Source organism: Luteibacter sp. 1214 (genome assembly GCF_031455395.1).
Lineage (GTDB): Bacteria > Pseudomonadota > Gammaproteobacteria > Xanthomonadales > Rhodanobacteraceae > Luteibacter > Luteibacter mycovicinus.
In genome coordinates this window covers 58,541-83,610 of sequence record NZ_JAVDSQ010000009.1, presented here as the reverse complement: position 1 = coordinate 83,610, position 25,070 = coordinate 58,541, and the positions used below count along the sequence as shown (strand labels likewise).

At 64.7% G+C, this 25,070-nt stretch carries 19 protein-coding genes; 10 read left to right on the top strand and 9 right to left on the bottom strand.

What is annotated here, in order from left to right; all coding sequences use genetic code 11:
- Nucleotides 1–40 precede the first annotated feature (40 nt).
- Entirely contained in the window at nt 41–2,413 is a 2,373-nt protein-coding gene (locus tag J2X57_RS17495) for a DNA polymerase II (RefSeq protein ID WP_309869055.1), read from the bottom strand.
- A 49-nt stretch (nt 2,414–2,462) separates the two neighbouring features.
- On the opposite strand from J2X57_RS17495, the gene J2X57_RS17490 reads away from it, so the two are divergent.
- From J2X57_RS17490 to J2X57_RS17470, 5 genes are all read left to right on the top strand, one after another.
- Nucleotides 2,463–3,467, top strand: a complete 1,005-nt coding sequence (locus tag J2X57_RS17490; protein ID WP_309869053.1) for an alpha/beta hydrolase — start codon at nt 2,463–2,465, stop codon at nt 3,465–3,467.
- A gap of 202 nt (nt 3,468–3,669) precedes the next feature.
- On the top strand, nt 3,670–4,515 hold the full coding sequence (locus tag J2X57_RS17485) for an SAM-dependent methyltransferase (RefSeq protein WP_309869051.1): 846 nt from the start codon (nt 3,670–3,672) through the stop codon (nt 4,513–4,515).
- Nucleotides 4,516–4,599: 84 nt separating this feature from the next.
- Nucleotides 4,600–4,962 carry a hypothetical protein gene (locus J2X57_RS17480; RefSeq protein WP_309869050.1) on the top strand — a complete coding sequence of 121 codons (363 nt, stop codon included), beginning with the start codon at nt 4,600–4,602 and terminating at the stop codon, nt 4,960–4,962.
- Between the two features lie 12 nt (nt 4,963–4,974).
- A complete protein-coding gene (locus J2X57_RS17475; protein ID WP_309869048.1) occupies nt 4,975–6,804 on the top strand; it encodes a GGDEF domain-containing protein in 1,830 nt (609 codons plus the stop codon).
- Nucleotides 6,801–8,558 carry a diguanylate cyclase gene (locus J2X57_RS17470; protein ID WP_309869046.1) on the top strand — a complete coding sequence of 586 codons (1,758 nt, stop codon included), beginning with the start codon at nt 6,801–6,803 and terminating at the stop codon, nt 8,556–8,558. The genes J2X57_RS17475 and J2X57_RS17470 overlap by 4 nt, the downstream gene beginning before the upstream one ends.
- 13 nt (nt 8,559–8,571) lie before the next feature.
- Here J2X57_RS17470 and J2X57_RS17465 read toward each other — a convergent pair whose 3' ends face one another.
- Genes J2X57_RS17465 through paoA form a run of 4 tightly spaced genes read right to left on the bottom strand, consistent with a single transcriptional unit; the run spans nt 8,572 to nt 13,140 of the window.
- Nucleotides 8,572–9,351, bottom strand: a complete 780-nt coding sequence (locus J2X57_RS17465) for a YkgJ family cysteine cluster protein (protein ID WP_036116745.1) — start codon at nt 9,349–9,351, stop codon at nt 8,572–8,574.
- Nucleotides 9,352–9,358: 7 nt separating this feature from the next.
- Nucleotides 9,359–11,557, bottom strand: coding sequence for an aldehyde oxidoreductase molybdenum-binding subunit PaoC (gene paoC, locus J2X57_RS17460; protein ID WP_036116747.1), 2,199 nt, complete (start codon nt 11,555–11,557; stop codon nt 9,359–9,361).
- A gap of 3 nt (nt 11,558–11,560) precedes the next feature.
- Nucleotides 11,561–12,511, bottom strand: coding sequence for a xanthine dehydrogenase family protein subunit M (locus J2X57_RS17455; protein ID WP_036116749.1), 951 nt, complete (start codon nt 12,509–12,511; stop codon nt 11,561–11,563).
- Nucleotides 12,508–13,140: an aldehyde dehydrogenase iron-sulfur subunit PaoA gene (gene paoA / locus J2X57_RS17450; protein WP_197056525.1), complete on the bottom strand. Its 633-nt coding sequence runs from the start codon at nt 13,138–13,140 to the stop codon at nt 12,508–12,510. Before paoA ends, J2X57_RS17455 begins: the two co-directional genes overlap by 4 nt.
- 124 nt (nt 13,141–13,264) lie before the next feature.
- On the opposite strand from paoA, the gene J2X57_RS17445 reads away from it, so the two are divergent.
- The 4 genes from J2X57_RS17445 to J2X57_RS17430 all read left to right on the top strand — a co-directional run bounded on the left by J2X57_RS17445 (nt 13,265) and on the right by J2X57_RS17430 (nt 19,371).
- Entirely contained in the window at nt 13,265–16,327 is a 3,063-nt protein-coding gene (locus tag J2X57_RS17445; RefSeq protein WP_309869042.1) for a triple tyrosine motif-containing protein, read from the top strand.
- A gap of 101 nt (nt 16,328–16,428) precedes the next feature.
- The gene (locus J2X57_RS17440) at nt 16,429–17,556 is read left to right on the top strand and encodes a Fic family protein (protein WP_309869040.1); all 1,128 of its coding nucleotides are present in this window, start codon (nt 16,429–16,431) and stop codon (nt 17,554–17,556) included.
- 19 nt (nt 17,557–17,575) lie between these two features.
- Entirely contained in the window at nt 17,576–18,478 is a 903-nt protein-coding gene (locus J2X57_RS17435; protein WP_309869038.1) for a LysR family transcriptional regulator, read from the top strand.
- A gap of 122 nt (nt 18,479–18,600) precedes the next feature.
- Complete coding sequence (locus J2X57_RS17430) at nt 18,601–19,371, top strand: DNA/RNA non-specific endonuclease (RefSeq protein ID WP_309869036.1); 771 nt, start codon at nt 18,601–18,603, stop codon at nt 19,369–19,371.
- Between the two features lie 11 nt (nt 19,372–19,382).
- Here J2X57_RS17430 and J2X57_RS17425 read toward each other — a convergent pair whose 3' ends face one another.
- Both J2X57_RS17425 and J2X57_RS17420 read right to left on the bottom strand, forming a co-directional pair.
- A complete protein-coding gene (locus J2X57_RS17425) occupies nt 19,383–20,414 on the bottom strand; it encodes a L,D-transpeptidase (RefSeq protein WP_309869035.1) in 1,032 nt (343 codons plus the stop codon).
- Nucleotides 20,415–20,456: 42 nt separating this feature from the next.
- Complete coding sequence (locus J2X57_RS17420) at nt 20,457–21,674, bottom strand: NAD(P)/FAD-dependent oxidoreductase (protein WP_309869033.1); 1,218 nt, start codon at nt 21,672–21,674, stop codon at nt 20,457–20,459.
- Nucleotides 21,675–21,759: 85 nt separating this feature from the next.
- Here J2X57_RS17420 and J2X57_RS17415 point away from each other — a divergent pair, with 85 nt between their 5' ends.
- Complete coding sequence (locus J2X57_RS17415) at nt 21,760–22,377, top strand: PAS domain-containing protein (RefSeq protein ID WP_036116757.1); 618 nt, start codon at nt 21,760–21,762, stop codon at nt 22,375–22,377.
- A gap of 86 nt (nt 22,378–22,463) precedes the next feature.
- Here J2X57_RS17415 and J2X57_RS17410 read toward each other — a convergent pair whose 3' ends face one another.
- Nucleotides 22,464–24,035: a methyl-accepting chemotaxis protein gene (locus J2X57_RS17410; protein WP_309869031.1), complete on the bottom strand. Its 1,572-nt coding sequence runs from the start codon at nt 24,033–24,035 to the stop codon at nt 22,464–22,466.
- Nucleotides 24,036–24,181: 146 nt separating this feature from the next.
- Nucleotides 24,182–25,015 (bottom strand): SDR family oxidoreductase, encoded by an 834-nt coding sequence (locus J2X57_RS17405; RefSeq protein ID WP_309869029.1) that lies wholly within the window; start codon nt 25,013–25,015, stop codon nt 24,182–24,184.
- Nucleotides 25,016–25,070 lie beyond the last annotated feature (55 nt).

The window sequence follows — 25,070 nt, the reverse complement described above, 5'->3', positions numbered from 1 at the left end:
ACCTTTCAGCGCACCTTCCGGCGAACGGCGCGGCCGGCGGCTAAAACAACTCGCTCTGCTGCGACACCAGCACGTCGAACCGGCCACCTACCTGCGGAAGGATCGCGTCGGCGATCGGCCTCAGCTGATGCTCGAGGTAGTGCTCGTAGTCGATGGAAGAGCGCCTCAATTCTACCGGCTCGGGACCGTTGAGCGTCATGACGTAACGGATCCAGCCACCGTTCTGGTACTGCTGCTGCCGACCTGTCCGCGCGTTGTGCTCGTCGGCCATGCGCGCCGCACGAACCTGCGGGGGCGTGGTGCGGTCGTACGAATCGAGTTTTCCGCGAAGACGCTTGCGGTAGACGAGTTGACCGTCCAGACGTCCTTCCCGCATGTCGCGAACGTAGGACTTGATGAAATCGTCGTACGGCTCGCCGCGGAAGATCCTGCGGAACAGATCCTGCTGAAAACGCTTCGCCAGCGGGGTCCAGTCGCTGCGTACGGTTTCGAGACCGCGGAAGACGAGCTCCTCCTTGCCGTCATCATCGACGACCAGCCCGGCGTACCGTTTCTTGCTCCCCATCTCGCTATTGCGGATGGTCGGCATGAAAAACCGCTGGTAGTGCGTGTCGAACTCGATCTCGAGGAACGAGTCGATGTCGAAGTCCGCTTTCAGCTTCGCGGCCCACGCGGCATTGATGCGTGACACCAGCCCATCGGCGATGGCTTGTGCGTCTGCTTCACCGTATCGGCGCCCCAGCCAGATGAAGATGGAATCGGTGTCACCATAGATCGCCTCGTAACCTTCGGCTTCAACCCATGCGCGCGTCTGCCGCATGATTTCGTGCCCACGCAGCGTGATCGCCGATATCAGCCGGGGATCGAAGAAGCGTGCGTCCGGCGAACCCAGCACGCCGGTGAACGCATTCATAAGCAGTTTGAATGCCTGCGACAACGGCGTGTTTCCATCCCGCTTCGCCTTGTCCCGACCCGTCCATAACTGGGCGATCAGGCCCGGCAGACAATGCGTCGTCCGCGAGAAGCGGGTATCGAGCGGACCGGGAATCGAGGCCTCCGGGTCGGTCGTCAACATGCCCTCGACGAGGCCGATGGGATCGACCAGAAACGTCCGGATGATCGACGGATAGAGACTTTTATAGTCCAGCACCAGGATCGAATCGTAGATGCCGGGACGGCTGTCCATCACGAAGCCACCCGGATAGGACTCACCGGTGGACCTGCCCATCCGCGGCGCCACGTAACCCTCGCGGTGCATGCGCGGCAGGTACAGGTACGTGAAGGCGGCGATCGAGCCACCCGAACGATCCACCTGCAGGCCGGTGACGTTGGCGCGCTCGAGAAGGAAGTCCATCAGGCGGGTCTTTTCGAAAATGCGCGTGACGAGTTCGCAGTCGTGCAGGTTGTAGCGGGCCAGTGCCACCTTGTCCTCATGGAACCGGCGCTCGATCTCCGCCATGCGACTGTACGGATCGTCGATGTCCTTGCCCTCGCCGAGCAGTTCCTGCGACACGGCTTCCAGGCTGAATGAGGCAAAGCTCCACGAGCCCGACCGCAAGGCTTCGATGCCATCGATGGGAACACGTCCGGGAATGGATGCGAAGACGTAGTTGTCGCGCCTGCGATGGTCACGCCAGTCGATCGGGGTGCCACCCCTGCCGAGCGTCAGTACGAGTCCGGAGCGGTCCGCACATGCCTGCAGCAGGCGCAGGTCGAACTGGATCAGGTTCCATCCAATGATGACGTCGGGGTCGTAGTGCCGGAACCAATTGTTCAGTGCGGTGATGAGCTGCGACCGGTCATCGACATACACCAGGTCGAAATCATCGGGCGCGGCATCGCCGTCCTGCGGACGGCCGAGCATATAGACCTGCCGCTGGCCGCAGCCTTCCAGCGCGATGGAGTAAACCTCGCCTTCGGCGCTGGTCTCGATATCCAGCGACACCCATTTCAACGTGGGACGGTATGTGTCGCCGGGGCGAAGACGCGGATTGACGAGCGTCGCCGCCTCGCCGTCTTCCGCCTCGATCGTCACCGCCGCGGTGATGAAGCGCTCCATCAGGTAGCGATCGTCCGGACGGATATCCGCTTCGTGCAGCGCGATACCCCGCTCGGCGAGCTGCTTTTCCAGCGCGAGCATCGTCCGGTAGCCTCGGGCGTAGACGCCGAGTACGGGATCCTGGCCGAAGGTTTTCAGCGGAAGGGGCGTCAGTTCCACCGATGCATCATTGCGCGCGACCGCTTCGATAGCGTCACGGGCTGACGCCGCCACGAAAGCGACGCTGCGTTGTCCGGTGATGACGATGCGACGCGCACCGGCCTCGGTGGCGACCCACAGTTCGACCTCGCTGCCGTCCTTGGTGTCACGCCAGTTGCGGGTGAGGATGTAGCCGTTCTGGAGGGGCGTGGTCACCGGAATAGTGTAGCGGTAGCATTTGCGGTTTCGGAAACGGAGTCGGTGCATGACCGACGGCGTAAAACTCCCGGAGCGGGTGGTGCCTTTCCCCCGGTCGATCAGCGAAGAGGCCCAGGCGGCGCTGCGGCGGCTGGTCGACGCACAGGGCGTGCCGGTGAATTCGCTGCATGTGATGCCAGCGCCTGAGGATCGCGACGCCTGGATGCAGGTCAAGGCGGCCGCCGACCGGCAATATGCGGCGGGCATGAAAGGTCTCGCCGGCACGCTCAAGGCCAGCGTAGAGACCCGTACCGTCGGCGATTCCACCGTACATGTGGCCACACCGGAAGACATGGCTTCCGCCGAGCGTGCCTATATCGACCTGCACGGCGGCGCCCTGGTATTCGGTGGCGGAGAGGCGTGCCGCGTCGGCGCGCAGATGCAGGCCGTCTTGCACCGTGTGCGCTGCTACGGAGTGGACTACCGCATGCCTCCGGAGCATCCCTATCCTGCCGCGCTGGACGACTGCATGGCGATCTATCGCCATGTACTGGAGCAATACGCGCCCCACGACATCGTTATCGGCGGACGCTCGGCGGGCGGCAACCTCGCCGCCGCCACCGTGCTCCGGGCGCGAGACGAAGGATTGCCGCTGCCGGCTGGCGTCGTACTCCTGTCGCCCGAGCTGGATCTCACCGAGTCGGGTGACAGCTTCGAGGTCAATCGCCTTGTCGACGTGATGCTGACCGGGTCGCTGATGCCGAACAACCTGCTGTATGCCGGCGGCGCCGACCTGACTCATCCTTACCTGTCGCCACTGTTCGGTGATTTCGGCCAAGGATTCCCTCCGGTATTTCTGCAGAGCGGGACGCGCGATCTGTTCCTGTCGACCGCGGTGCGTATGCATCGACTGTTGCGCCGTGCCAACGTGCCTGTGGAGTTGCATGTGTTCGAGGCTATGCCCCATGGGGGATTCATGGGGGCGCCGGAGGACCGGGAGCTGGCTGGGGAGGTTGCGCGGTTTGTGGGCGAACGCTGGGCGCCATCCCAGGAGGGCGATCTGGCGTCGTAGGTTGGTGGCCATCGCAAGTCGCACACAACTAAGTGGATGATTCAAAATGGACTTCGTTTCAGACCGGTAAGATTCCTAGGACACAACCAGGATCGACTCGGAACCAGATTCAGCAAATCGAAGGAACGGTCGGCAGCGGAACGTCCCAAATCGCGCAATTTCGTGTCACTTCTCCTGCCGAAATTTCGCCTACTATCACGGGATGAACACATCCCTAACGACACAGAACGAGAAACGCCGCGGCAGCATCGCCTGCGTCGGCATGGGTATCACGCTGGGCTCCCACCTGACGCCGCTGTCGCGGAGTCATATCGAGCAGGCGGATGTGGTGTTTGCAGCGTTGTCCGACCATGTGGTCGAGCTCTGGTTAAAGCGCCTAAACCCGGACGTCAGGAGCCTTCAGCCCTACTACAAGCCGGGCAAGTCGCGCATGCGGACTTACCGGGAATGGGTGCAGCTGATGATCGCGGAAGTCCGCGCGGGAAAGAGCGTCTGTGCCGTCTTCTATGGCCATCCCGGCATCTTCGCGTGGTCGACTCATAAGGTGGTCGAACTCGCGCGAGCCGAAGGATATAAGGCGCACATGGAGGCAGGTATTTCCGCGGAAGATTGTCTGTATGCCGATCTGGGGATCGATCCGGGTCGAGTAGGCTGCCACCATCTTGAAGCAAGCCAGCTTCTGTTCTTTGAACGCAACCTCGACACGACGAGCCATGTGATTCTTTGGCAGCTCGGTGTCGTCGGGGACCGATCGCTGGGTCGCTTCCGTACACCGGACGCGTACAGAGAGCTCCTTGTAGAACGCCTGCGGGACGATTACGCCGAAGACCATGAGGTGATCGTCTATCGTGCGCCCACGCTTCCCATTGAGAGCGCGCATGTTCAACGAATGCCGTTGAAAGACTTCGTCAATGCCCAGTTCACAGGTCAGGAGACACTTGTGTTGCCCCCGGCGGAGGCCCTCAAACCGAATGTCGTCATGCGGGCCAGGCTTGACGCGCTCGACGCGATCCACGGCACCGGGGCGGAAGTGTCGGTTCCTGCGTAAGCGCGTCAAGAAATTGCCGGTCCTGCCGCTAATGCGTACGGACGGCGAGGATCACCTCACCGGTACAACTGGTCGAGGAAAAGTGTGACCAACTATCAGGGGGAAAACATGCGCGACACTGTTGAACTATTGGAGGCGATTGGCCGGGACGCACGCCTCAGGCACGCATCGCCAGAAGAACTGGCCAAGGCACTCGAAGAGGCGAATGCCTCTGCCGGACTACGTGACCTCGTCGCCAGTGGTGATAGCAAAGCGCTCGCCGAAGAGCTCGGCATCGTGCAAATGCACGTCGAACACCAAAGCCAGACCAGCGGTCACGAGGGCGACGACGACGATCGCCGTCACCATCCGGATCACGACGACAAGGACGACAAGGACGACAAGGACGACAAGGACGACAAGGACGACAAGTCTACCGACGATTCCGACGACACGTCTCCAACCTGAGAGTACGGCAGTATGGAATTTCGCTGCCCGCGCATCATGCGGTTCTGGCCGGTGTTGGCAGGACTCATGCTGTGTGCGTCGGTCAACCCCGCTCACGCGGGCAGCGCACCCTCAGACGAAGCAGGTAAAAACCGCCTCGCACAAATCGATGCCATCCGCCTTTCGGATCATCCTCGCTTCGTAGAAGCACTTGCTGAGGTACATCAAACGTCGGCCAATCTATCGGCCCGCGAGAAATGGTATCTCCGTTATCTCGACGGCTGGGAGCTAAACTTCGAGGGCATATACCCGGAGGCGGAGTCTAATATCCGGGATGTGATTGCGCATGCCGACGACGATGCCCTGGTGACGCGCGCTACCGCCATGCTGATGAACAACCTCAGCGAGCAAGGCAAATACGCTGAGGCCTATGCTGTCGCGACTCGCGCCGCCGACACTTTGCCCACCGTAGCCGACCCGTTGGCTCGATTCATCCTGCTGGCCAATCTGGCACAGATGCTGACTTTCGCTGGACAACCCGAGCTAGGTCTGAAATATGCCGATATGATGTTGGCTGCCACGCCAGCCGGTCAGTCGCCTTGTCAAGCCATGGTCCAGCAAGTAACGGCGCTGGAAGGGGCGCGCTCCCTCACCTCCCGCAGCCCACAGCTGTTGAAGACCATCGACGTGTGCACGACAGACCATGAGCCGGTGTTTGCCGACACCATGGCACTGATACTCGTGGACCGGTTGCTCGACGAGCACAAACTCGAAGATGCAATGGCAACGATCGAACGTATTACCCCTGTCATTCAGACGACACGCTATTACCAGCACATTCTCAGCCTGGCAAGTCAACGGGCGCAGATCTTCGAACAGCTTGGCAAGACCAACGAGGCAAAGAAGGCGGCACTCGACGCCGTCGCAATGAGTCATCCAGGTGATATCAACGAGGCTCTTCGCTTCGCGTATCGAGTGCTCTACACAACAGAGAAGCGTCAGGGCCGGTATGCGGCAGCGCTGAACTACTACGAACACTACGTCATCCAGGACCAAGGCTACCTTCGTGACGCCAATGTCAGAAATGTAGCCTATGAAGCTGCGCGCCAGCACTTCCTGGCCGAGAAGCTCGAAACCGAGGGCCTCAGCAAGGAAAACCGCATTCTCCGCCTGCAGCAAGCCCTGGACGGCAAAGCCGTAGAAACCAGCCGCCTCTACATCGTGATGCTGGTGCTGGCCTTGCTGTCGATCGTCTTCTGGATGGTCCGCATCAAACGCTCTCAGCTGCGTTTCAAATGGCTGTCCGCCTGCGATGGCCTTACCGGCATCTTCCACCACCAGCACTTCATGACCGAGGCCGAACGTTCGCTTCGCATCCTGGAAAGGCGCCGTGGTCACGGATGCCTGGTCTCCTTCGACCTCGATCATTTCAAGCAAGTAAACGACACGCACGGCCATGCCGTAGGCGATGCGGTGCTCAAACACGCTGTAGCGATCACGAAGGCACATCTCCGTCGCGCCGACATATTCGGTCGTCTCGGTGGCGAAGAGTTCGGCATCCTGCTGGTGGATGCGCCCTGCCTGCAGGGCATGGTGATCGCAGAGCAGCTGCGCGCCGCGTTCGAGGCGTCGCCGCTGATCATGGATGACCTCGTCGTTCCGTTTTCCGCCAGCATGGGTCTGGCCAGCACAGAGACACTCGGCTATGAGTTGTCCCCGCTGTGCCGTGCCGCCGACGCGGCGCTTTACGAGGCGAAGCGCGCCGGCCGCAATCGCGTCGTAATCAACGGCGATACGGGCGACACGGCTACCCTTCCGCTTCCTCTTCCCTTCGGGCTGCCTGCTCGCCGCGGCACCGCATGACCGGTCGTTTGTGCTTTGTGCTGGTCGTTCTGTTGGCCTGTTCCGGCGTGGCTGTGGCCGCCGCCTCGCCAGGTGACATCGACACGCGCATGATGCAGGCGGAGAAGCTTCGACTGAAGGATCACGCCCGCTTCGTGACGCTGCTGGAGAAGCTCCACCACGATCTTCCGCAGATGGACGCGAAGCAGACGTGGCGACTGCGCTACAACGATGCCTGGGAAAGCATGTTCGAGGGGCACTATCCGGCCTCCGAAGCCGATTTCCGCGAGATCATCGCGCACTCGGGTGACGCCGCGCTTGTCGCCAAGTCGACGGCGTTGCTGATGGACAATCTCGCGCTTCAGGCGCGTTATGCCGATGCCTATGTCGAGGCGAATCGTGCGACAGACATGCTCCCTCGCGTCACGGATCCGCAGGCACGCTTCACCCTGCTGTCGCACCTTTCGCAGACGCTCAATTTCGCCGGACAGCAGGACCTCGCGCTGAAATACGCCGAGATGATGGTACCGGCGACACCGCCCGGCGAATCGCCCTGCCCGGCCCTGTACATGAAGACCGCCGCGCTGGAGGGCCTCAAGCGACTGACGTCGACGAGTCCCGAACTCGCGGAAGCCATCGCCAGCTGTACGGCGAATGGCGAGCCTGTGATCGGAAACGCGGCATCCCTCATCCTTGTCGACATGTACATCGCCGAGCGCGCGCCGACGAAGGCAATGGCGGTGCTCGACCGGATCGAACCGTCCATTCGGGCGAGCGGTTACTTTCCCGCGCTCGTGGCGATGACCAAGCATCGTGGTCAGGCGTACCAGCAGATGGGTAACCTCGCGGAAGCGCGAAGCTGGGCACTGCAAGCCGTCACCATGAGTCACCCTGGCGACTTCAACGAGTGGCTCAGGGATGCGTACCAGGTGCTCTACGAAGTGGAGAAGGCGTCCGGAAATGCCGCTGCGGCACTCCGGTACCACGAGCAATACGTCAGGCAGGAACAGAGCTTTCGCCACGATGTCAACGCACGGGCGATGGCCTATCAGGCGGCACGCCAGCGCGTGCTCGCACAGCGCATGCAGGCGGCGCAACTGATCGAGGAAAACGACATCCTGCGGCTGCAGGGCGAGCTGGACGAAAAGGCGCTGGAGATGAGCCGGCTGCATATCGCCCTGATGGTCATTGCGCTGTTGGCGCTCGGGCTCTGGATGGTCAGGCTGAGACGGTCGCAGCTTCGGTTCAAACGTCTCTCCGCCCATGATGGCCTGACAGGAATTTTCATCCAGCAGCACTTCATCGGCGAGATGGAGCGCATGCTCGGTAAGCTGAAGCGGCGACAGGCGACCGCCTGTTACGTCACGCTCGACCTCGATCACTTCAAGGTCGTCAACGATACCTACGGCCACACCGTGGGCGACGCGGCCCTGAAGCACGCCGTCGAGGTGTGCAAGGCGCAGCTTCGGCCGGTCGACCTGTTCGGGCGACTGGGCGGTGAGGAGTTCGGTATGGTGCTTCCGGCCACGTCACGCGAACAGGGCCGAGCCGTGGCCGAGCGCATGCGATCCTCCATCCATGGCAACCCTATGCCAACCGCGGAAGGTTCGGTCACGCTGGCCGCGAGCATCGGCGTCGCCTGCACCGATACCATCGGTTACGACGTGCAGCGCCTCTGCCGCGCGGCGGACACCGCGCTCTATCGTGCCAAGGGCGAGGGCAGAAACCGTGTCGTCGTCGACGGCGATCCCGAGCCAGACGACGGGTCGCCCTGAACGTGCGGCGCCATCAGACGAGGTCCGTGGCGAAGTATCCGAGATAGTCGAGTCCGGCGACCGCCATGCCGGCGGGCGACGCGTGCGATGCGCCGATCTCGGCCAGCGCATCATGGGTGGGCAGCCGGTTCGTCACCAGCTGCCATGACGTGTCGTCGCCCGGAAAGCGATCGCCATCGGCACCGAGCGTCGCGTTGAGCGCAGCGAGCAGCGCCTCGCGCGACGGCGAATGAATCACCATGCCCTCATTGGACAAGGCTGCCGTCGCGCAGCCGAGCATCGCGCACAGCTGCGGCTTGAGTGCCGCATCGTAGGCATCCGCATCGCGCGAACACACGATCGTCGACGCAAGGTCCGCATTGGCCCAGCGCCCGTCGTCCGCGATGATCGGCGTCTCGCCTTCCCAGGCCTCCGGTGGGCAGAGCTTGGCTCGAGGATCCAGCGCGATGAACGGATTCACCTCGGCGGGATAGATACGGCACGTCGCCGGCCGGCGGTCGTAGATACCGCAGCGCTTGTCCGGCAGCAAGTTGGGGCACGGCCCGTCGAACGACGCCATCAGCGTCACGATGACCCGGATCGGCAGGGAGCCGCTAATCGCCTCGAACGAACGTCGCCGTTTGTGCATGGCCGGAAGGTTGTCGTCGGACGGTTCCGACGGCCAGGGAATGGCTTCGCAGAAGAGCTGCACCTCGTGACCGTCGCGCAGCCAGCCGACGGCCTCCGCCAGGCTCAGTGGCAGGCGGAGGCCGTGGCAGCAGCGGCCACACATCGTGCAGTCGAACCGGACCATCGCTCGATCAGGACATCGCAGGGAGACTGTCGAGGAGTTTATCCAGCGTGACGGGGTATTCGCGAGTGCGTACGCCGGTGGCGTTGTGAACGGCGTTGGCGATCGCCGCTGCGACACCGCACAGACCCAGCTCGCCCACGCCCTTGGCCTTCATCGGTGACGAGATCGGATCGGCCTCGTCGAGGAAGACGACTTCCTGGTGCGGGATATCGGCATGCACCGGAACCTCGTAGCCCGCCAGATCGTGGTTGACGAAGAAACCCAGGCGCTTGTCGACGACCAGCTCTTCCATCAACGCCGCGCCCACGCCCATGGTCATCGCACCGATCACCTGGCTGCGCGCGGATTTGGGGTTAAGGATGCGCCCCGCCGCGCAGACGGCGAGCATGCGCCGCACACGGATCTCACCCGTCGCGGCGTCGACACCCACCTCGACGAAGTGCGAGCCGAAGGTCGACTGCTGGTACTTCTTGGCGAGGTCGCCGTATTCCATGGTGTCTTCCGCGACCAGTTCGCCGTCGCGCGTGGCCTGTGCCAGCGGCAGCGTGCGGCCGCCGGCGGCGACGTGGCCGTTCTCGAACACAGCGGTGGCGGGATCGAGACCCAGCTTTGCCGCGATGGCTTCGCGCAGCTTGACGCAGGCCGCATAGACGCCGGCCGTCGAGCTGTTCGCGCCCCACTGTCCGCCGGAACCGGACGATACGGGCAAGGACGAGTCACCAAGCGTGACGTTCACGGCGTCCAGAGGCAGCCCGAGCATCTCGGCCGCGGTCGCCGCGATGATCGTGTACGAGCCCGTGCCGATGTCAGTCATGTCGGTTTCGACGGTGGCCCGGCCGTCCTTCCCCAGACGAACGCGTGCGCCGGACTTCATCACCAGATTGTTGCGGATGGCGGCGGCGACGCCCATGCCCACGATCCAGCGGCCGTCACGTACGCTGCCCGGGGTCTGGCTCCGTTTGCTCCAGCCGAACCGTTGGGCACCGTCGCGCAGGCACTTGACCAGCTGCCGCTGGGAGAACGGGCGCTCCGGATGCTCGGGGTCGACCTGGGTATCGTTGAGGATGCGGAATTCGACCGGATCCATCTTCAGCTTCTCGGCCATCTCGTCCATGGCGATCTCGAGCGCCATCAGGCCGGACGCCTCGCCCGGCGCGCGCATGGCGTTACCCTCGGGGAGGTCGAGCACGGCGAGACGTGTCGCCGTCATGCGGTTGGCACCCGCGTAGAGCAGGCGCGTCTGCTGGACGGCCGTTTCGGGGCCACCACCGGGCAGATCGCCCGACCAGCCTTCATGGGCGATGGCCTGGATCTTCCCCGCCGTGTCCGTGCCGATGCGAATACGCTGGATCGTGGCGGGGCGATGCGTGGTGTTGTTGAACATGACCGGACGCGGCAGGGTGACCGCGACGGCACGCCGGGCCGCTCGCGCGCCCAGCGCGGCGAGCAGGGCGTCGGAACGGACGAACAGCTTGCCGCCGAAGCCACCGCCAATGTACGGAGAGATCAGACGCACGTTTTCCTTGGGGATGCCGAGCGTAAGCGCGACATCGCCCTTACCCCAGTTGATCATCTGGTTCGATGTCCACAGGGTGAGCTTATCGCCCTCCCACTTCGCGATGGAGGCATGGGGCTCCATCATCGCGTGCGCATGGTCGGGCGTGCGATAGGTCGCATCGAGCTTGACCGGCGACGCGGCGAACGCCCCGTCGAAATCGCCCCGCGAGGTGTCGGCGTCGGGATCGTCCGGTTTGATGGCACCGTCTTTCATCGCGGCCAGATCGAACTGTCCCGGCGTGCGCGCGTAATCGACATGCACTAGCGACGCGGCGGCGCGCGCCTGTTCGAAGGTCTCCGCGACCACGACGGCGATCGCCTGGTGGTAGTGCTGGATCTCCGGGCCACCCAGCAAGGTGGCCGTGTTGTATTTGCCCTTGCCAAGTTTTCCCGCGTCGGCCGCGGTGACGATGGCGAGCACGCCTGGCGCCCGTCGCGCGACGCTGGTGTCGATGTTGACGATGCGGCCGTGGGCGATCGCGGCGGGCACGATGTAACCGTAGGCGTGGTCCGGCGTGGCGGCATGCTGCTCGTAGGCGTAGGGTGCCGTGCCGGTCGTTTTCAACGGTCCGTCGATCCGGTCATGCGGCTGGCCGACGACCTTCATGCGATCGATCGGATTGGTCGTGGCGGGTTTATCGAATTTCATGGCTCAGCCCCTCGCCTCGGCCAGTACCGCGCTTAGTGTGCGCTCCACCAGCGGAATCTTGAACGCGTTCTCCCCGGTCGGTTGCGCGCCGGCAAGCAGCGTTGCAGTGACCGCCTTCGCGCCCTGCGGCATCGCCGCCTCGGCCGCCTCCACGCGCCATGGCTTGTGCGCCACACCGCCCAGCGCCACACGGCCGCTGCCATCCTTCTGCACCACGGCGGCGACGGAAATCAGCGCGAATGCGTACGACGCGCGATCGCGTACCTTGTGATAGATATGCGTGCCGCCTGGCGGCTTTGGCAGTGTCACCGCGGTGATCAGCTCGCCGGGCGCCAGCACGTTCTCGATGTGCGGTGTCGCACCGGGCAGCGTATGAAAGTCCGCGATGGGGATACGTCGTGTCTTGCCGTCCGGCTGAACGGTTTCGACGGTGGCATCGAGCGCCCGCATGGCGACCGCCATGTCGCTCGGATGGGTCGCTATGCAGGAGGTGCTGACACCGACGATGCCATGCGACCGGCTGAAGCCACCGATGGCGGCACAACCGCTGCCCGGCAGGCGCTTGTTGCATGCCTGATTGGTGTCGTAGAAATACGGGCAACGCGTCCGCTGCAGCAGATTGCCGGCCGTCGTAGCCTTGTTACGCAGCTGGCCCGACGCACCCGCGACGAGTGCGCGCGTCAGCAGACCATAGTCACGCCGCACGCGTGTATCGGCGGCAAGATCCGTATTGCGTACCAGTGCACCGATGCGCAGTCCACCTTCTTCGGTCGCCGCGATCGTATCCAGATCGAGACCGTTGACGTCGATGAGATGCTCGGGCTGCTCGATCTCGAGCTTCATTAGATCGAGCAGGTTAGTGCCGCCAGCGATGAATTTGGTATTGCGCTGGCGAGCCGCGGCGGCAGCGGCGGAGGCGGGACTGGTGGCACGCTCGTACGTGAAGGGCTTCATGCCTTGCTCCCCGCGACTTCGGTGATCGCTTCCACGATGTTCGAGTACGCGCCGCAACGGCAGATATTGCCGCTCATGCGTTCGCGAATTTCGGTCGCACTGACCGTGGCCCGTGTGGTGAGGCTGCCGCTCACGTGACTGGGAATGTCATCGTGAATTTCGTCGAGTACGGCGACGGCGCTGCAGATCTGTCCGGGCGTGCAGTAGCCGCATTGGTAGCCGTCGTGTTTCACGAAGGCGGCCTGCATCGGGTGAAGCTTTTGCGGCGTGCCGAGGCCTTCGATGGTCGTGACCTTTGCGCCCTCGTGCATCACCGCCAGGGTCAGGCAGCTGTTGATGCGGCGTCCGTCCACGATGACCGTGCATGCGCCGCACTGACCATGGTCGCAGCCCTTCTTGGTACCGGTGAGGTGCAGATGCTCGCGCAAGGCGTCGAGCAGAGTGGTGCGCGTATCCAGCGTCAGCGATTGCGGCTTGCCGTTGACGTGCATCGACAGTGTTGCCGTGACCGGCTGCCGGGGCGGTGCCGGCGTCGCGGCCCTGGCGACGAGGGGAGGTACGGCGGTTGCGCTGGCGGTGGCCGCACCCAACTTGAGGAAGGTGCGGCGGGAAAGCTTTGGTGCGTTCACTGTGTCCACTTGGGTGGGCCTCTGTCAGTGTCGATGCGATCGACCGGGATGGCCTGCCTTACTCGCCTGATGTTAAGGCGTAAAATGTCCTGTGATTGATAACAAATTTCGAATGACGCGATGTATGGGTTTCATGAAAGCGGTGGCGCTTCTCGCGTGCCTGACGCTATGTAGCGCGTCATATAGCGCAAGGGCGACCGACGCCACGCGCACGCTCGCCCAGCTGCAGCACACCGCGTTGCGCGGCGAAGACGGCGCGCCCGCCGGCGCGACTGCCATGGCGCAGACCGAGGATGGCTGGCTGTGGCTCAGCACGCCGGCGGGGCTGTATCGCTACGACGGCTTCTCGTTCGAGAAAGTGCCGTTGCTGCCACCGATGTCCAACGAGACCAACGCGACGTGGAGCCTGTTCGCCGCGCCCGGCGGCGACCTCTGGGTCGGACTCGCCAATGGCGGCGTCGCGCGCCTCCGGCACGGCGCCGTCACGCTATACGACCAGGCGGATGGATTGCCGCACGGCGTCGTCGTGCTCGGTATGCGTTCGGCGAGTGACGGCGCGATATGGGGTGTGACCGAAGTCGGCTTGTTCCGCTTCGACGGCGTGCGCTGGAAGCACGTCGATGCTAGCTGGGGTGTGCCCGACAGGCCTAAGCAGCTGTTCGACGACGGTCGCGGCGGGCTGTGGATCGGCGCGCCGGCGGGCTTCTACCGGTTGGCACCGCATGCACGGCACTTCGAACGTATCGAGCTTTCGCCTCACGGCGGCGGCATGTTGTTGCGCGGACCGCAGGGCCGGATCGTGGTCATCGACCATGGCGGCGGTCAGGTACGTCTCGCGGAAGGCGACTGGGGCAAGTCCCATGCCGTCGACCAGGAGCGGCGCGCGAACAGCGATACGGTGACGTTCGACCGCGACGGCAACCTCTGGACCGTGGCCTGCGCCGCCGACCTCTGCCGTGGCAGCTGGCAGGACGTGCAGCGCGAGGGTATTCACGGATTCGACGCCTCGGTGCCGCAGACGTTCGGCGAATCGGCGGGCCTCAGCTCCGAGGCCACGATGACGCTGATGGAAGATCGCGACGGCGACGTGTGGGTCAGTACGAAGATGGGCGTCGACCGCTTCCGCGACAGCTGGCTCGCGCGTGTGCGGTTTCCCAGCACGGAGTCTTACTTCGCGCTGGTCGAGGATGGCGACGGCCGCGTGTTTACGGGGACATCAGCGCGTAGCGTTCACATGGATCGCCTCTGGGCACTGACGCCCGATCCGGTGGCGCTGTCCGGCTTCGGTGGCGCGGTGGTCAGTGCGTTTCGCGATACCGACGGCACGGTCTGGCTCGGTGGCACCGGCAAGCTGTGGCGCATGCGCGACGGGCGACCCGTGGCCGTCGACCTGCCACGCGGTGCCGCGGCGCGCGATGCCATCGTACAGGCGATCGCGCGGGACGGCGCCGGTCGCCTGTGGATCTCCATGCGCCTGATGGGTGTCTTCGCGCTGGACGACGACGGCTGGGTGCCGGCGGCGCAGATCGCCGCGTTCCCCGAACTGGCCCCCGCACTCATCCACGTGGACCGCCAGGGGCGACCGTGGTTCGGTTACCTGGACGGGTCGGTCGCCCTGCTGGACGGCACGAAGCTGACGCGGTACGGCGCCGACCAGGGCCTTGGACTGGGTCCGGTGACGGCGATCGCCAGTGTGGACGGCCATCTGGTGGTCGCAGCCGAGCACGCGCTTACCTTCCTGGACGGCGACCGGTTCGTGCGCGTCGTGCCCGACCGGGCGGGCGCGCTGGATTCCGCCACCGGCATCGTCGAGAGCAAGGACGGCGGCATCTGGATCTACGGTACGGCCGGTGTCACACACTTTACGCGCAGCGAGTGGCGGGCGGTGCTTGCTCATCCGGAGCGTCCCGCGCATGTCGACCCGCTGACGATGGAAGATGGTCTGGGCGGCCCCGCGCAACTCGTGCGTCCGCTGCCCACCGCCCTTGCGTCGCGTGACGGCCGCCTCTGGTTCGCCGGCGCGCAAGGCCTGGCCTGGCTCGATCCCACGCGGCAGCCAGCGCCACGGCCGCCGCCGCCCACGGTCATCCGTCGCATCGTGTCCGGCGGCAAGAGCTTCGATCCCGATGCCGTCGTCGTCATGAAACGGAGCCGCGACCTGGATGTGTCCTATACCGCCATCGCCCCGGGCTATCCCAATGGCGTGACGTTCCGCTACCGGCTGGACGGCGAAGACGCGGGCTGGCACGACGCCGGATCGCGTCGCGAGGCGTCCTACGGGCAATTACGGCCGGGACGCTATACGTTCATCGTCGAGGCCTCGTACGACCGCGTGCGCTGGAATCGCGCGGAGACGGTCGACATCGAAGTGCTGCCGCGTTTCATCGAATCCGTGTGGTTCAAGCTGCTGTGCGTGCTCGTGCTCGGCGCTTTCATATGGTCGGTGCATCGCTGGCGTGTCGGCGCGCTGACCAGCCAGCTGCGGCTGCGCCTCAACGAACGCCACAACGAACGGGAGCGCATCGCCCGCGAGCTGCACGACACGCTGCTGCAAGGCGCGCAAGGGCTGGTCCTTCGCTTCCAGGCGCTGGTCGACCGCCTGTCCGACGACGACGCATCGCGCGCGGCGCTGGAGCGGGCCATCGACCGCGCCGAGCATCTGCTCGTCGAAGGTCGCGATCGCGTACAGGGTCTGCGTTCGGGACGCACGTCGGGTGGCGAGCTCGCGGACCGTCTGGCCATGCTTGCCCGCGACATGGACGAGACCATCGTCGTGCACGTCTCAGGTAAGCCCCGCAACGTCAACGGCCTGGTCCAGGACGAGATCTACAGCATCGTGCGGGAAGCACTGGGTAATGCGATCCAGCACAGCCACGCGCGGATCATCGCGGTGTCGCTGCAGTTCTCGCGACGGGTGCTGCAGGTCGCGGTGAACGACGATGGCGTGGGCTTTCTGGAGAGCGTTGTCGTACCGCACGAGGACAAGCGCTTCGGTGTCATCGGGATGCGCGAACGCGCGGCGCACATCGGTGCCCGATTCACCCTGCGCACGGCGCCGCTTCGCGGCACCGAGATACGCCTCGCCGTGCCTGCACGGTTCGCGTACCTGCACGGCACTGCCGGCATCCTGCCGCGATGGCGGTCGTCTTGGCGGGCACGACGGGCACGGCGGCATCGCGATAGTTGAGCCTCGCCGCCGTCGTTCTACCCGGACAGAATATGCTCATGAGCCGAATAATCGGCCTATTCGGCTCATTTCGTGAGCCGAATAGGCCCTATAATCGGCTCATGACAGCGAACTCGCCCTGCTGGATCTGGCAGCAACCCGGATGGCCCACCTTCCACTGGGACGAACAGGCGCTGTCCACACCGCTGCGCGAATGCCATCTGCTGCAGGGGAAACTGCTCGGACTTGCAGGCACGGTGGCTGACGATGTCGAAGCCGCTGAAGAACTCGACAGCCTGCTCCGCAACGTCATCACCTCGTCCGCCATCGAGGGTGAGACGCTCAACGCGGCGTCGGTCCGCTCATCACTCGCGCGACGGCTCGGCGTGGTCACCGATACCAGGGGCGCGACGCCACGTAGTGAGGGCCTCGCCTCGTTGATGGTGGACGCAACGCACGGGTACGACTCCCCACTCGATATGGCTCGCTTGCTTCGCTGGCATGTCTGGCTCTTTCCGACGGGCGATTCGATGCTTCCGTCGCGTATTCATGTGGGTGAGCTGCGCGGCAAGGAGCCGATGCAGGTGGTCTCGGGCCGGATCGATCGCCCCATCGTTTACTTCGAGGCGCCGCCCCGCGATGGCCTCGAAGAGCAGCTCACCGCCTTTCTCGCCTGGTTCGATGCCAGCCGCGAGGACCGCACGCTGGATCCGCTGCTGCGTGCCGGCCTCGCGCATTTCTGGTTCGTCACCCTGCATCCTTTTGACGATGGCAACGGCCGCCTGACCCGCGCGCTCACCGATCTGGCACTCGCACAAGCCGGCCATGAGGCGATTCGTTTTCATGCCATGTCGGTGAGCATCTTGGCCGACAGGCAGGGCTATTACGATGTCCTCGAAGCGAGCCAGAAGGGCGGCCTGGACATCACCCCATGGCTGCTCTGGTTTCTGACCACGCTGAAGGACAGCCTGGAGCGTGCCCTCGCGCAGATCGACCGCGTGCTGGCGAAGGCCCGTTTCTGGAACCGGCATCGGGCCGACCATCTCTCAGCGGAGCAGATCAAGGTGCTCAACCGCCTGCTCGATGGCGGTGAGCGCGGATTCGCGCACGGCATCAGCGCGTCGCAGTACGGCGCGGTCGCCGGGGTTTCCAAAGCCACCGCCACGCGTCATCTCGCCGAGCTGCTCGATAAAGGCTGTCTCGTCCGTCTCCCGGGCGGTGGCCGCAGCACGCGCTACGCCGTCCCCTGACTCGGGTATAAGCAGAGCCATGAACATCACCCTCGACGAAATCCAGAACTTCATCGCAGTCGTCGATACCGGGTCGATCACCAGCGCCGCGCAGCAACTGGACCAGACCGTGTCCGCGGCGAGCCGCACGCTCGCACGGCTGGAGCAGAAGCTGAAGACCACGCTGTTGCGCCGGACCACACGGCGGCTGGAACTCACCGATGAGGGCGAGGCGTTTCTCGAACGTGCCCGCGAGATCGTCGCCGCCGTGGAAAACGCGGAAGAGCAGATGGCGACGCGACAGAGCCGACCGGCGGGCCGGCTGCGCGTCGATGCGGCCACGCCGTTCATGCTGCACGCGGTGGTACCGCTGATCGCGGGCTATCGCGAGCGGTTTCCCGACGTCGAGCTCGAACTGCTCAGCAGCGAAGGCTTTATCGACCTGCTCGAGCGACGCACCGACGTGGCCTTGCGCATCGGGCGTCTGAAGGACTCCACCCTGCACGCGCGACCGATCGGAACGAGTCAGATACGTTGTCTCGCCAGTCCGGCCTATCTCGCTCGCCATGGCGAGCCAGGCACGCCCGCGGATCTACCGAAGCACTCATTGCTCGGCTTCACCGAGCCCGAGTCGCTCAACGAGTGGCCGCTGCTCGACGAGAAGCACTTACCCGTACGCATCAAGCCGACCGTCCGTGCCGCGAGTGGCGAGACCCTTCGTCAGCTGGCGATCGAAGGCAACGGCATCGTCTGCCTCTCCGACTTCATGACGCATGCGGATCGCGTCGCAGGCCGGCTGGCCGAAGTACTGCCGCAACACCGTACCGAGTTTCGCCAGCCGATCAACGCCGTGTACTACCGCAATACCGCGATTTCGGCACGCATCGCTTCTTTCGTGACCTATCTCAGCGAAGCGATCGGCGAGAACGGATTCTGCGAATGACCACCCGAAGTGGGACGCGCATCCCACTTTCAGCACACGGGTGTCCCACGCACGTCATCTGACGTGGCAAGAATGACACCGCTCGCGAACAGGGGAAATCTCCAATCGCCTGGGGAATCAACATGCTCGATCGCTTCGCACGCGTACTCTGCGCCGTCGTCGTCTTCACCGTCGCCGGTGTGGTCCACGCCTCCGACACCGCTTGCCCACAGTTTTTTCAGGGGGAACAGGCGCCCGACCTCATCGACACGTCGCTCGCCGAACGCACCACCGTCGTCTGCAACGATGCCTATGCGTTGATCGCATCGGGCGTGACCAAGGGGCCGCTCTGGTCCGCCGAACACCTCACCGCCGCTCAGATCGCCGATGCGCAGAACACGCCGCGAAAGGACGCGTTCCACGCGGAAACCGCCATTCCCGACGAGGATCGCTCCCAACTGGCCGACTACAAGGGCAGTGGATACGACCGTGGCCACATGACACCGTCGGGCGATGAGCCCAACGCCACGGCGCAGAAGCAGAGCTTCTCGCTCGCGAACATGGTGCCGCAGAACCACACGCTCAACACGGGCAAGTGGGAGCGCATCGAGACCAGCCTGCGCACGCTGGTGACGGAAGACGGTGAGGCCTGGGTCGTGACGGGCCCCGCCTTCGATGGCCCCACGCCCGATACGATCGGCGCGGATGCCGTCATCGTGCCCAACTACACCTGGAAGGCGGTTTACATTCCGGCCGAAGGCGGCGCCGCCGTATGGCGCTGCTCCAACGTCGACGCCCCGGTCTGCGCGGTCGTGTCGGTCGACACGATCATCGACGAAACCGGTATCGATCCGTTCCCGACGCTGAGCGCCACAGTGAAGAGCAAGGCGATCTCGCTGCCGCTGCCCAACTGAAGCGCTTCGCGTCAGACGCCCGGCGGGTTCGAGTCGATCACCTCGACCTTCCCGCCGGTGCTCGCCGGCGACACGCTTTCGTCGGTCGCAAGCAACACGGAGCCGGGCGTCAACAGCGGCAGCAGTTTTTCCATGAATTCGCGCGGCACCGCGACGCGGTCGGCGAGGGCGTCATCCACGACCTTGCCCGCTTCGTCGCCGTGCCCGGGGATGCCGATGGTGATCCAGTTGGGCATCCGCAGGCCCGCGCGGCTCGGCGTATCGGCCATATAGCCCTGCCCGACGATGAAGGCGTGCGTACCGGTCAACGGGTCGTTGACTTCGACGCGGCTGCGACCGATCTCGATGCCATTGCGGAAGACCACGACACGGCCGTCCGGCACGCTGAGCACCATCGAGATGGGTCCCGTGGGTGAGGCATCGGGATTCCAGCGGTATGGCTCGCCCTCGGCCAGCGGTGGCAGATCGAGGTCCGCGCCGTTGCGCGGATCGATCGGGATCACCGCACTCGGGTGGACGACGGTCACGGGCGCGGTGCCTTCCTTCGCGACCACCACGGTCATGCCCATGTTGGTCGACTCGAACAGCAACCGCGCGAACTCCGTCGGCAGATGCACGCAGCCGTGCGATTCGGGATAACCCGGCAATCCGCCCGCGTGCAAGGCGACGCCGTCCCAGGTAAGGCGCTCCTGGTACGGCATCGGTGCGTTGTCGTACTTCTTGGAGTGGTGGTCCTTGTCCTTCTGCAGGATCGTGAACACGCCGGTGGGCGTCTCGTAGCCTTTTTTTCCAGTGCTCACGGTACTGACACCGATGAGGATGCCGTTGCGATACGCGTACGCGCGCTGCTCTGTCAGGCTCACGATCACTGCCATGGGCCCGGGTGAGGCACCTCGCCCACCCCATATCCATTCGCCCGGTTTCAGCTGCGACGGCGGCACATCGGCCGCGCTGGATTGCTTCGCACCCCACACCGGCACGGCCGCCGTGGCCGTCGAAGCGAGCGACAAGGACAACGCCATGGTCAGCAGCACACGTTTCATGCGAATTTCCGGTTTTCCGCGCCCCAGTGGCGGAATATATATCTAGCCCGAATGTAATGGCGACGGTTTGGTCCCGCTTGTAGCGGGTGACCGCCGCCGATGCCCCGCTTCGCCGGTGAGGATGCTGAGCATGGGCCGGCGAGCGCCGGGGGCCTTGCCCAGCGGACCGAAGCAGAGGTCGCGCCACCACGCGAGCACCGTGTAATCGGACTGGAACAGCGGGGTCAGCCAGCGGCTCATGCGCTGGTATATGCGGACATGCGCGTGGCGTTGGCCGCGGTACGCCTCGAGCGCTTGCCCGACATCGGCATGTTCATCCAGGCACTCGGCGAGGGCCGCCGCGTCCAGCAGCGCCATGTTGACGCCCTGCCCGAGTTGCGGACTCATGGCATGCGCCGCGTCGCCGATGACGACGAGGCGGCCGCGATGAGGCTGACGCAGCACCACGTCGCGATAGCGGGCACGATTGAGTTGTTCCGCCCGGTCCAGATGCGCGATGTGCGGTGTGAGCTCGGGCCACAGCGTGGCGACCTGCGCCTTCAGCCCATCGATGGCACCATCGTCGAACCGTTCGACCGCGTCTCCGGGAAGGCTGTAGTAGAACGTGACCCAGCGCCCCTCGTGCCCTGGCCGTTCACCCACGGGGAGCATGCCGATCATGCATTTCGTGCCCGCGTAGCGCTGCAGCAGGTGTGTGGGCGCATGCCAGTCGTCGATACGCAGGAGGCACCACACAGCGCCCCATGGATACATGCGTTCGCGGCGAACGTTGCCTTCGCAGTGTGTTCGCAAGGCGGAATGCGCGCCATCCGCTGCGATCACCAGGTCATAGGGGCCGTGTACCGCGCCGGCCTCGTCGCGGATCGTCCCCGCCGTCGGGTCGTACGCAACGATACGATGTCCCGTGCGTACCTGAGCTGCGCCGACATGCGCCTCGCGCAGCAATTCGAAGAGCGCGCCGCGCGTCATACCCAGGCCGAAGCATTCCGCACGACGATCGGCATAGCGCATGGCCATGACCGCCCGCCCGCGTGGCGTGGCGCCGTGGAGTTCGTCGATACGCTGACCCAGCGCGAGCGCGCGTGGGAGCAGGCCCATCCGTTCCAGTACGGCGAGGCCCGTCGGCTGCAACAGAAATCCCGCGCCCACGGGACCCAGCGACGGACTCTTTTCGAAAACGGTCACGTCGTGCCCGCGTTCCGATAAGAGGATGGCGCTGGCCTGCCCCGCCGTTCCGTAGCCCACGATGCCGATCTTCATGCGTCCCTTCCTTCCGATGACGTGAGGATACACGACGAAATGTCCACACTGGACTCGATGTATTGCCGCGGGCGATGATCCGCGCATGTCCGATTTTCTTGCCGCCTTCGTCCCCGTCGCCGATGCGATCGCCACCGTGCTGCGTCCACATGCCGAGGTCGTGATCCACGATCTCGGTACGGGAACCATTCGTCACATCGCCAACCGTCTGTCGCCGCGTCATCCGGGCGATGACTCGCTGACGGAACTGGACGATATCGAATCGCTGGACGAAGCGGTGATCGGCCCGTATTCCAAGACGAACTGGGACGGACGCCGACTGAAGTCGATCACCGCCGTGCTTCGCGACGGGCGCCGACGCGCCGTGGGACTTCTGTGCATCAACGTCGACGTCAGCATGTTCGAGTCGATGCAGGCCATGGCGAAGGACTTCCTGCGGTTCGGTGAAACCGAGGCAAAGCCCTCCGCGCTCTTTCGCAACGACTGGCGCGAGGAGGTCAACGATCTCGTCGGACAGTTCCTCACGGATCACGGCACGACGCTGGCGGTGATGGCGATCGAGCAGCGCGAGGCCCTCGTGCGACTGCTCGAGAGCCGCGGCCTGTTCGACGTGCGCAACGCCGCTTCCTATGTTGCGCCGCTGCTGGGGCTGTCGCGCGCGACGTTGTACAAGACCCTGAAAGCGGTCCGCGAGACCGTCTGACGGACCACCTTGTAAGGTTGCAACGGCCAGCAGGCAGGAGCCGGCCGCGCGTCGGGCGTCCATGCCCGCGGGATGGTGAGCGAGCGTTACGCCGCCTCGCTTTCCAGCACGAAGTAGGCGACCTCGCGGCGAAGGATTTCCGCGCTCTCGCGCATCGCGTGACTGGCCGAGGCCGCCTGCTGCACGAGCGCCGCGTTCTCGCGTGTCGTCTCATCGATGCCACGAATGGCCCCACCGATGCGTGCGATGCCTTCGCTCTGTCCACGGGTGGCGTCCATCACCGAGGCGACGAGACCGCTGAGGGTCACCACGCGGTCCGCGATGCTGTGCAGCACCTGGCCCGCGCGATCCACCGACACGACGCCGGCTTGCACCGCCTCATCGCTGGCCGCGACCAGGGCACGAATGTCCCTGGCGGTTGCGCCGCAGCGTTGCGCCAGTGCGCGGACCTCGGAAGCGACCACAGCGAAGCCACGGCCATGTTCGCCCGCCCGCGCCGCCTCGACCGCCGCATTCAGTGCGAGCAGGTTGGTCTGGAAGGCGATCTGCTCCACCAGATCCAGCATCTCGCTCATCTGCTCGCTGGTGCGCTGGATCTCGCGCATGTTGCCGACCGCATCCTGAGCCACACGGTGGCCCTCGTCCGTCATCTCACGGGTGTCGATGACGGCACGGCTGGCGGCGGTCGCATGGCCCAGGCCGTCCGAGACCGCGCCAGCCATCTCGCTCATCGAGGCCGTGGTGAGGTCGACGTGCGCGGACTGCGTGCGCGTGCGCTCGTTCAACGCCTCGTTACCCCGGGCGATGCCGGTGGCTGCGTGAGCGACGTGGTCGGCGCGGTCGCGCACCTGGGTCACCACGTTGCCGAGCTGGGCATCCATCGCCGCCAGCGACGACAGCAGCTTGCCGATCTCATCGTCTCGACCGATCTCGACGCGTGTGCCCAGGGTACCACCGGCGATGGAGGCTGCCACGTCCGCCGCCTGGCGCAGGCGCCGGCCAAGCGAGCGGATGATCGCGACATCCATGACGCTGGCGATCAGCAACGCGATACCGAGCAATACGGCGGAGAAAACGCCACCCTTCGCAATGTCGGCGCGCTGTGCCGCGGCTTCGGCCTTGCCGTTGTCCAGCGCCAGCGCGAAGAGGTTGGAGAAGTCGCTCTTCAGGGGGCCGACGGCCGACTGGACGTCGTTTGAAAGCTGTAGCTGCGCCAGATCGAACTGCTCCGTCTTGAGCAGCTCGATGACGTCGTCGACCGCCTTATCGGCCGCCTTGCGGTGTTCGGCAGCCAGGGTGACCAGCTTGGCCTGCGCCTTGCCCAGGCCGCTGGCCGTGAGCGACTTCCACTGTTTGTCGATGTCATGGCGGTTGCTGCCGATCACGGTGACCGCGTCGTCGACGGCGGAGGGCAACCGCATCAGCGTCGCATGCACCAGCGCATCGAGCAGGTCGTTGTAATCGTTCTGGATGTGACCGACATCGGCGACGGGCGCCAGCGTGTCTGTCACCACGGACTGCAGGCGGTCGTCGGCGGTGCGAAGCTGCACCCCGCCGACGATCCAGAGCGCCAGCAGCAAAAAGATCGTGCCGGCGAGACGAAGCGAAAGACGTGCACGCAGGGTGAGCGTCGGCAGGGCGAAGCGAGGAAAGGGCATGACACACTCGGGGAGAGCGGGGGTGCCTCCCTATCGGCTCCGTGTGCCGGGACTTTAGCGAAAATCCGAATATTATGGTTTTATTTCAATGACTTGAAGATGTCATGACAGCACCCGGCGGTGGCTCTTTCTGGCAGTCGTCACGTTCACGCCGTTACGTCGTCGTCGGCGTCGTATGCGCCACGTTTCTGCGTGCGAAGTTCCTCGAGGCGCGCGCTGAGTCCGGCCTCGACGTGGTCGTAGGCGTCGCCGCCCAGCACCAGCCGGCGTGGTGGCTTGTCCAGGTCCACGGTTTCGATCATCGCGCGCGCCATCTTTTCGGGATTGCCACGGATGACGAAGGCGCCTGACACGATGCCGCGGCGAAGCTCGCCCACCGGGGTGTCGTCGTAGATGGCCATCGGCTCAGGCGTCACCAGGCCTTTGCCGAAGTCGGTCTTCGACGGACCCGGTTCGACGATGAGGAAATCGATGCCGAACGATGCGACCTCCTGCAGCACCGCTTCAACGAAGCCCTCGATGCCCCACTTCGAGGCGTGGTACAGGCTGAAGTTGGGATAGGCGATCTGGCCGCCTTCGGACGACACCTGCACGATACGGCCACCACCCTGCTCACGCAGCCGGGGGATGGCGGCACGGATGACCTGGATGGATCCGATGAGATTGGTATCGATGATGCGCTGGATCTGCTCGTCGGTGACTTCTTCCGCCGCACCGAAGAGCCCATAGCCCGCGTTGTTGACAACGATATCGACGCGACCTCCGTCGAAGGCTTTCTGGACGGCTTCGCGGATCGACGCTGTGTCCGTCAGGTCCATGATGACGACATCGAGCGCGTCGCCATACCGCGTCTTGAGATCGGCGAGGGCGCCGGGTTGGCGCAGCGTGCCGACGACACGGTCACCGCGCGCCAGCAGCATTTCGGTCAGAAGGCGGCCGAAGCCGGAGGACGTGCCGGTAATGAACCAGGTCTTGCTCATGGTGCCCACCTCGGAGTGCGTCGTCGCGATGCGCGACGGGTCGACTACCAAGCTA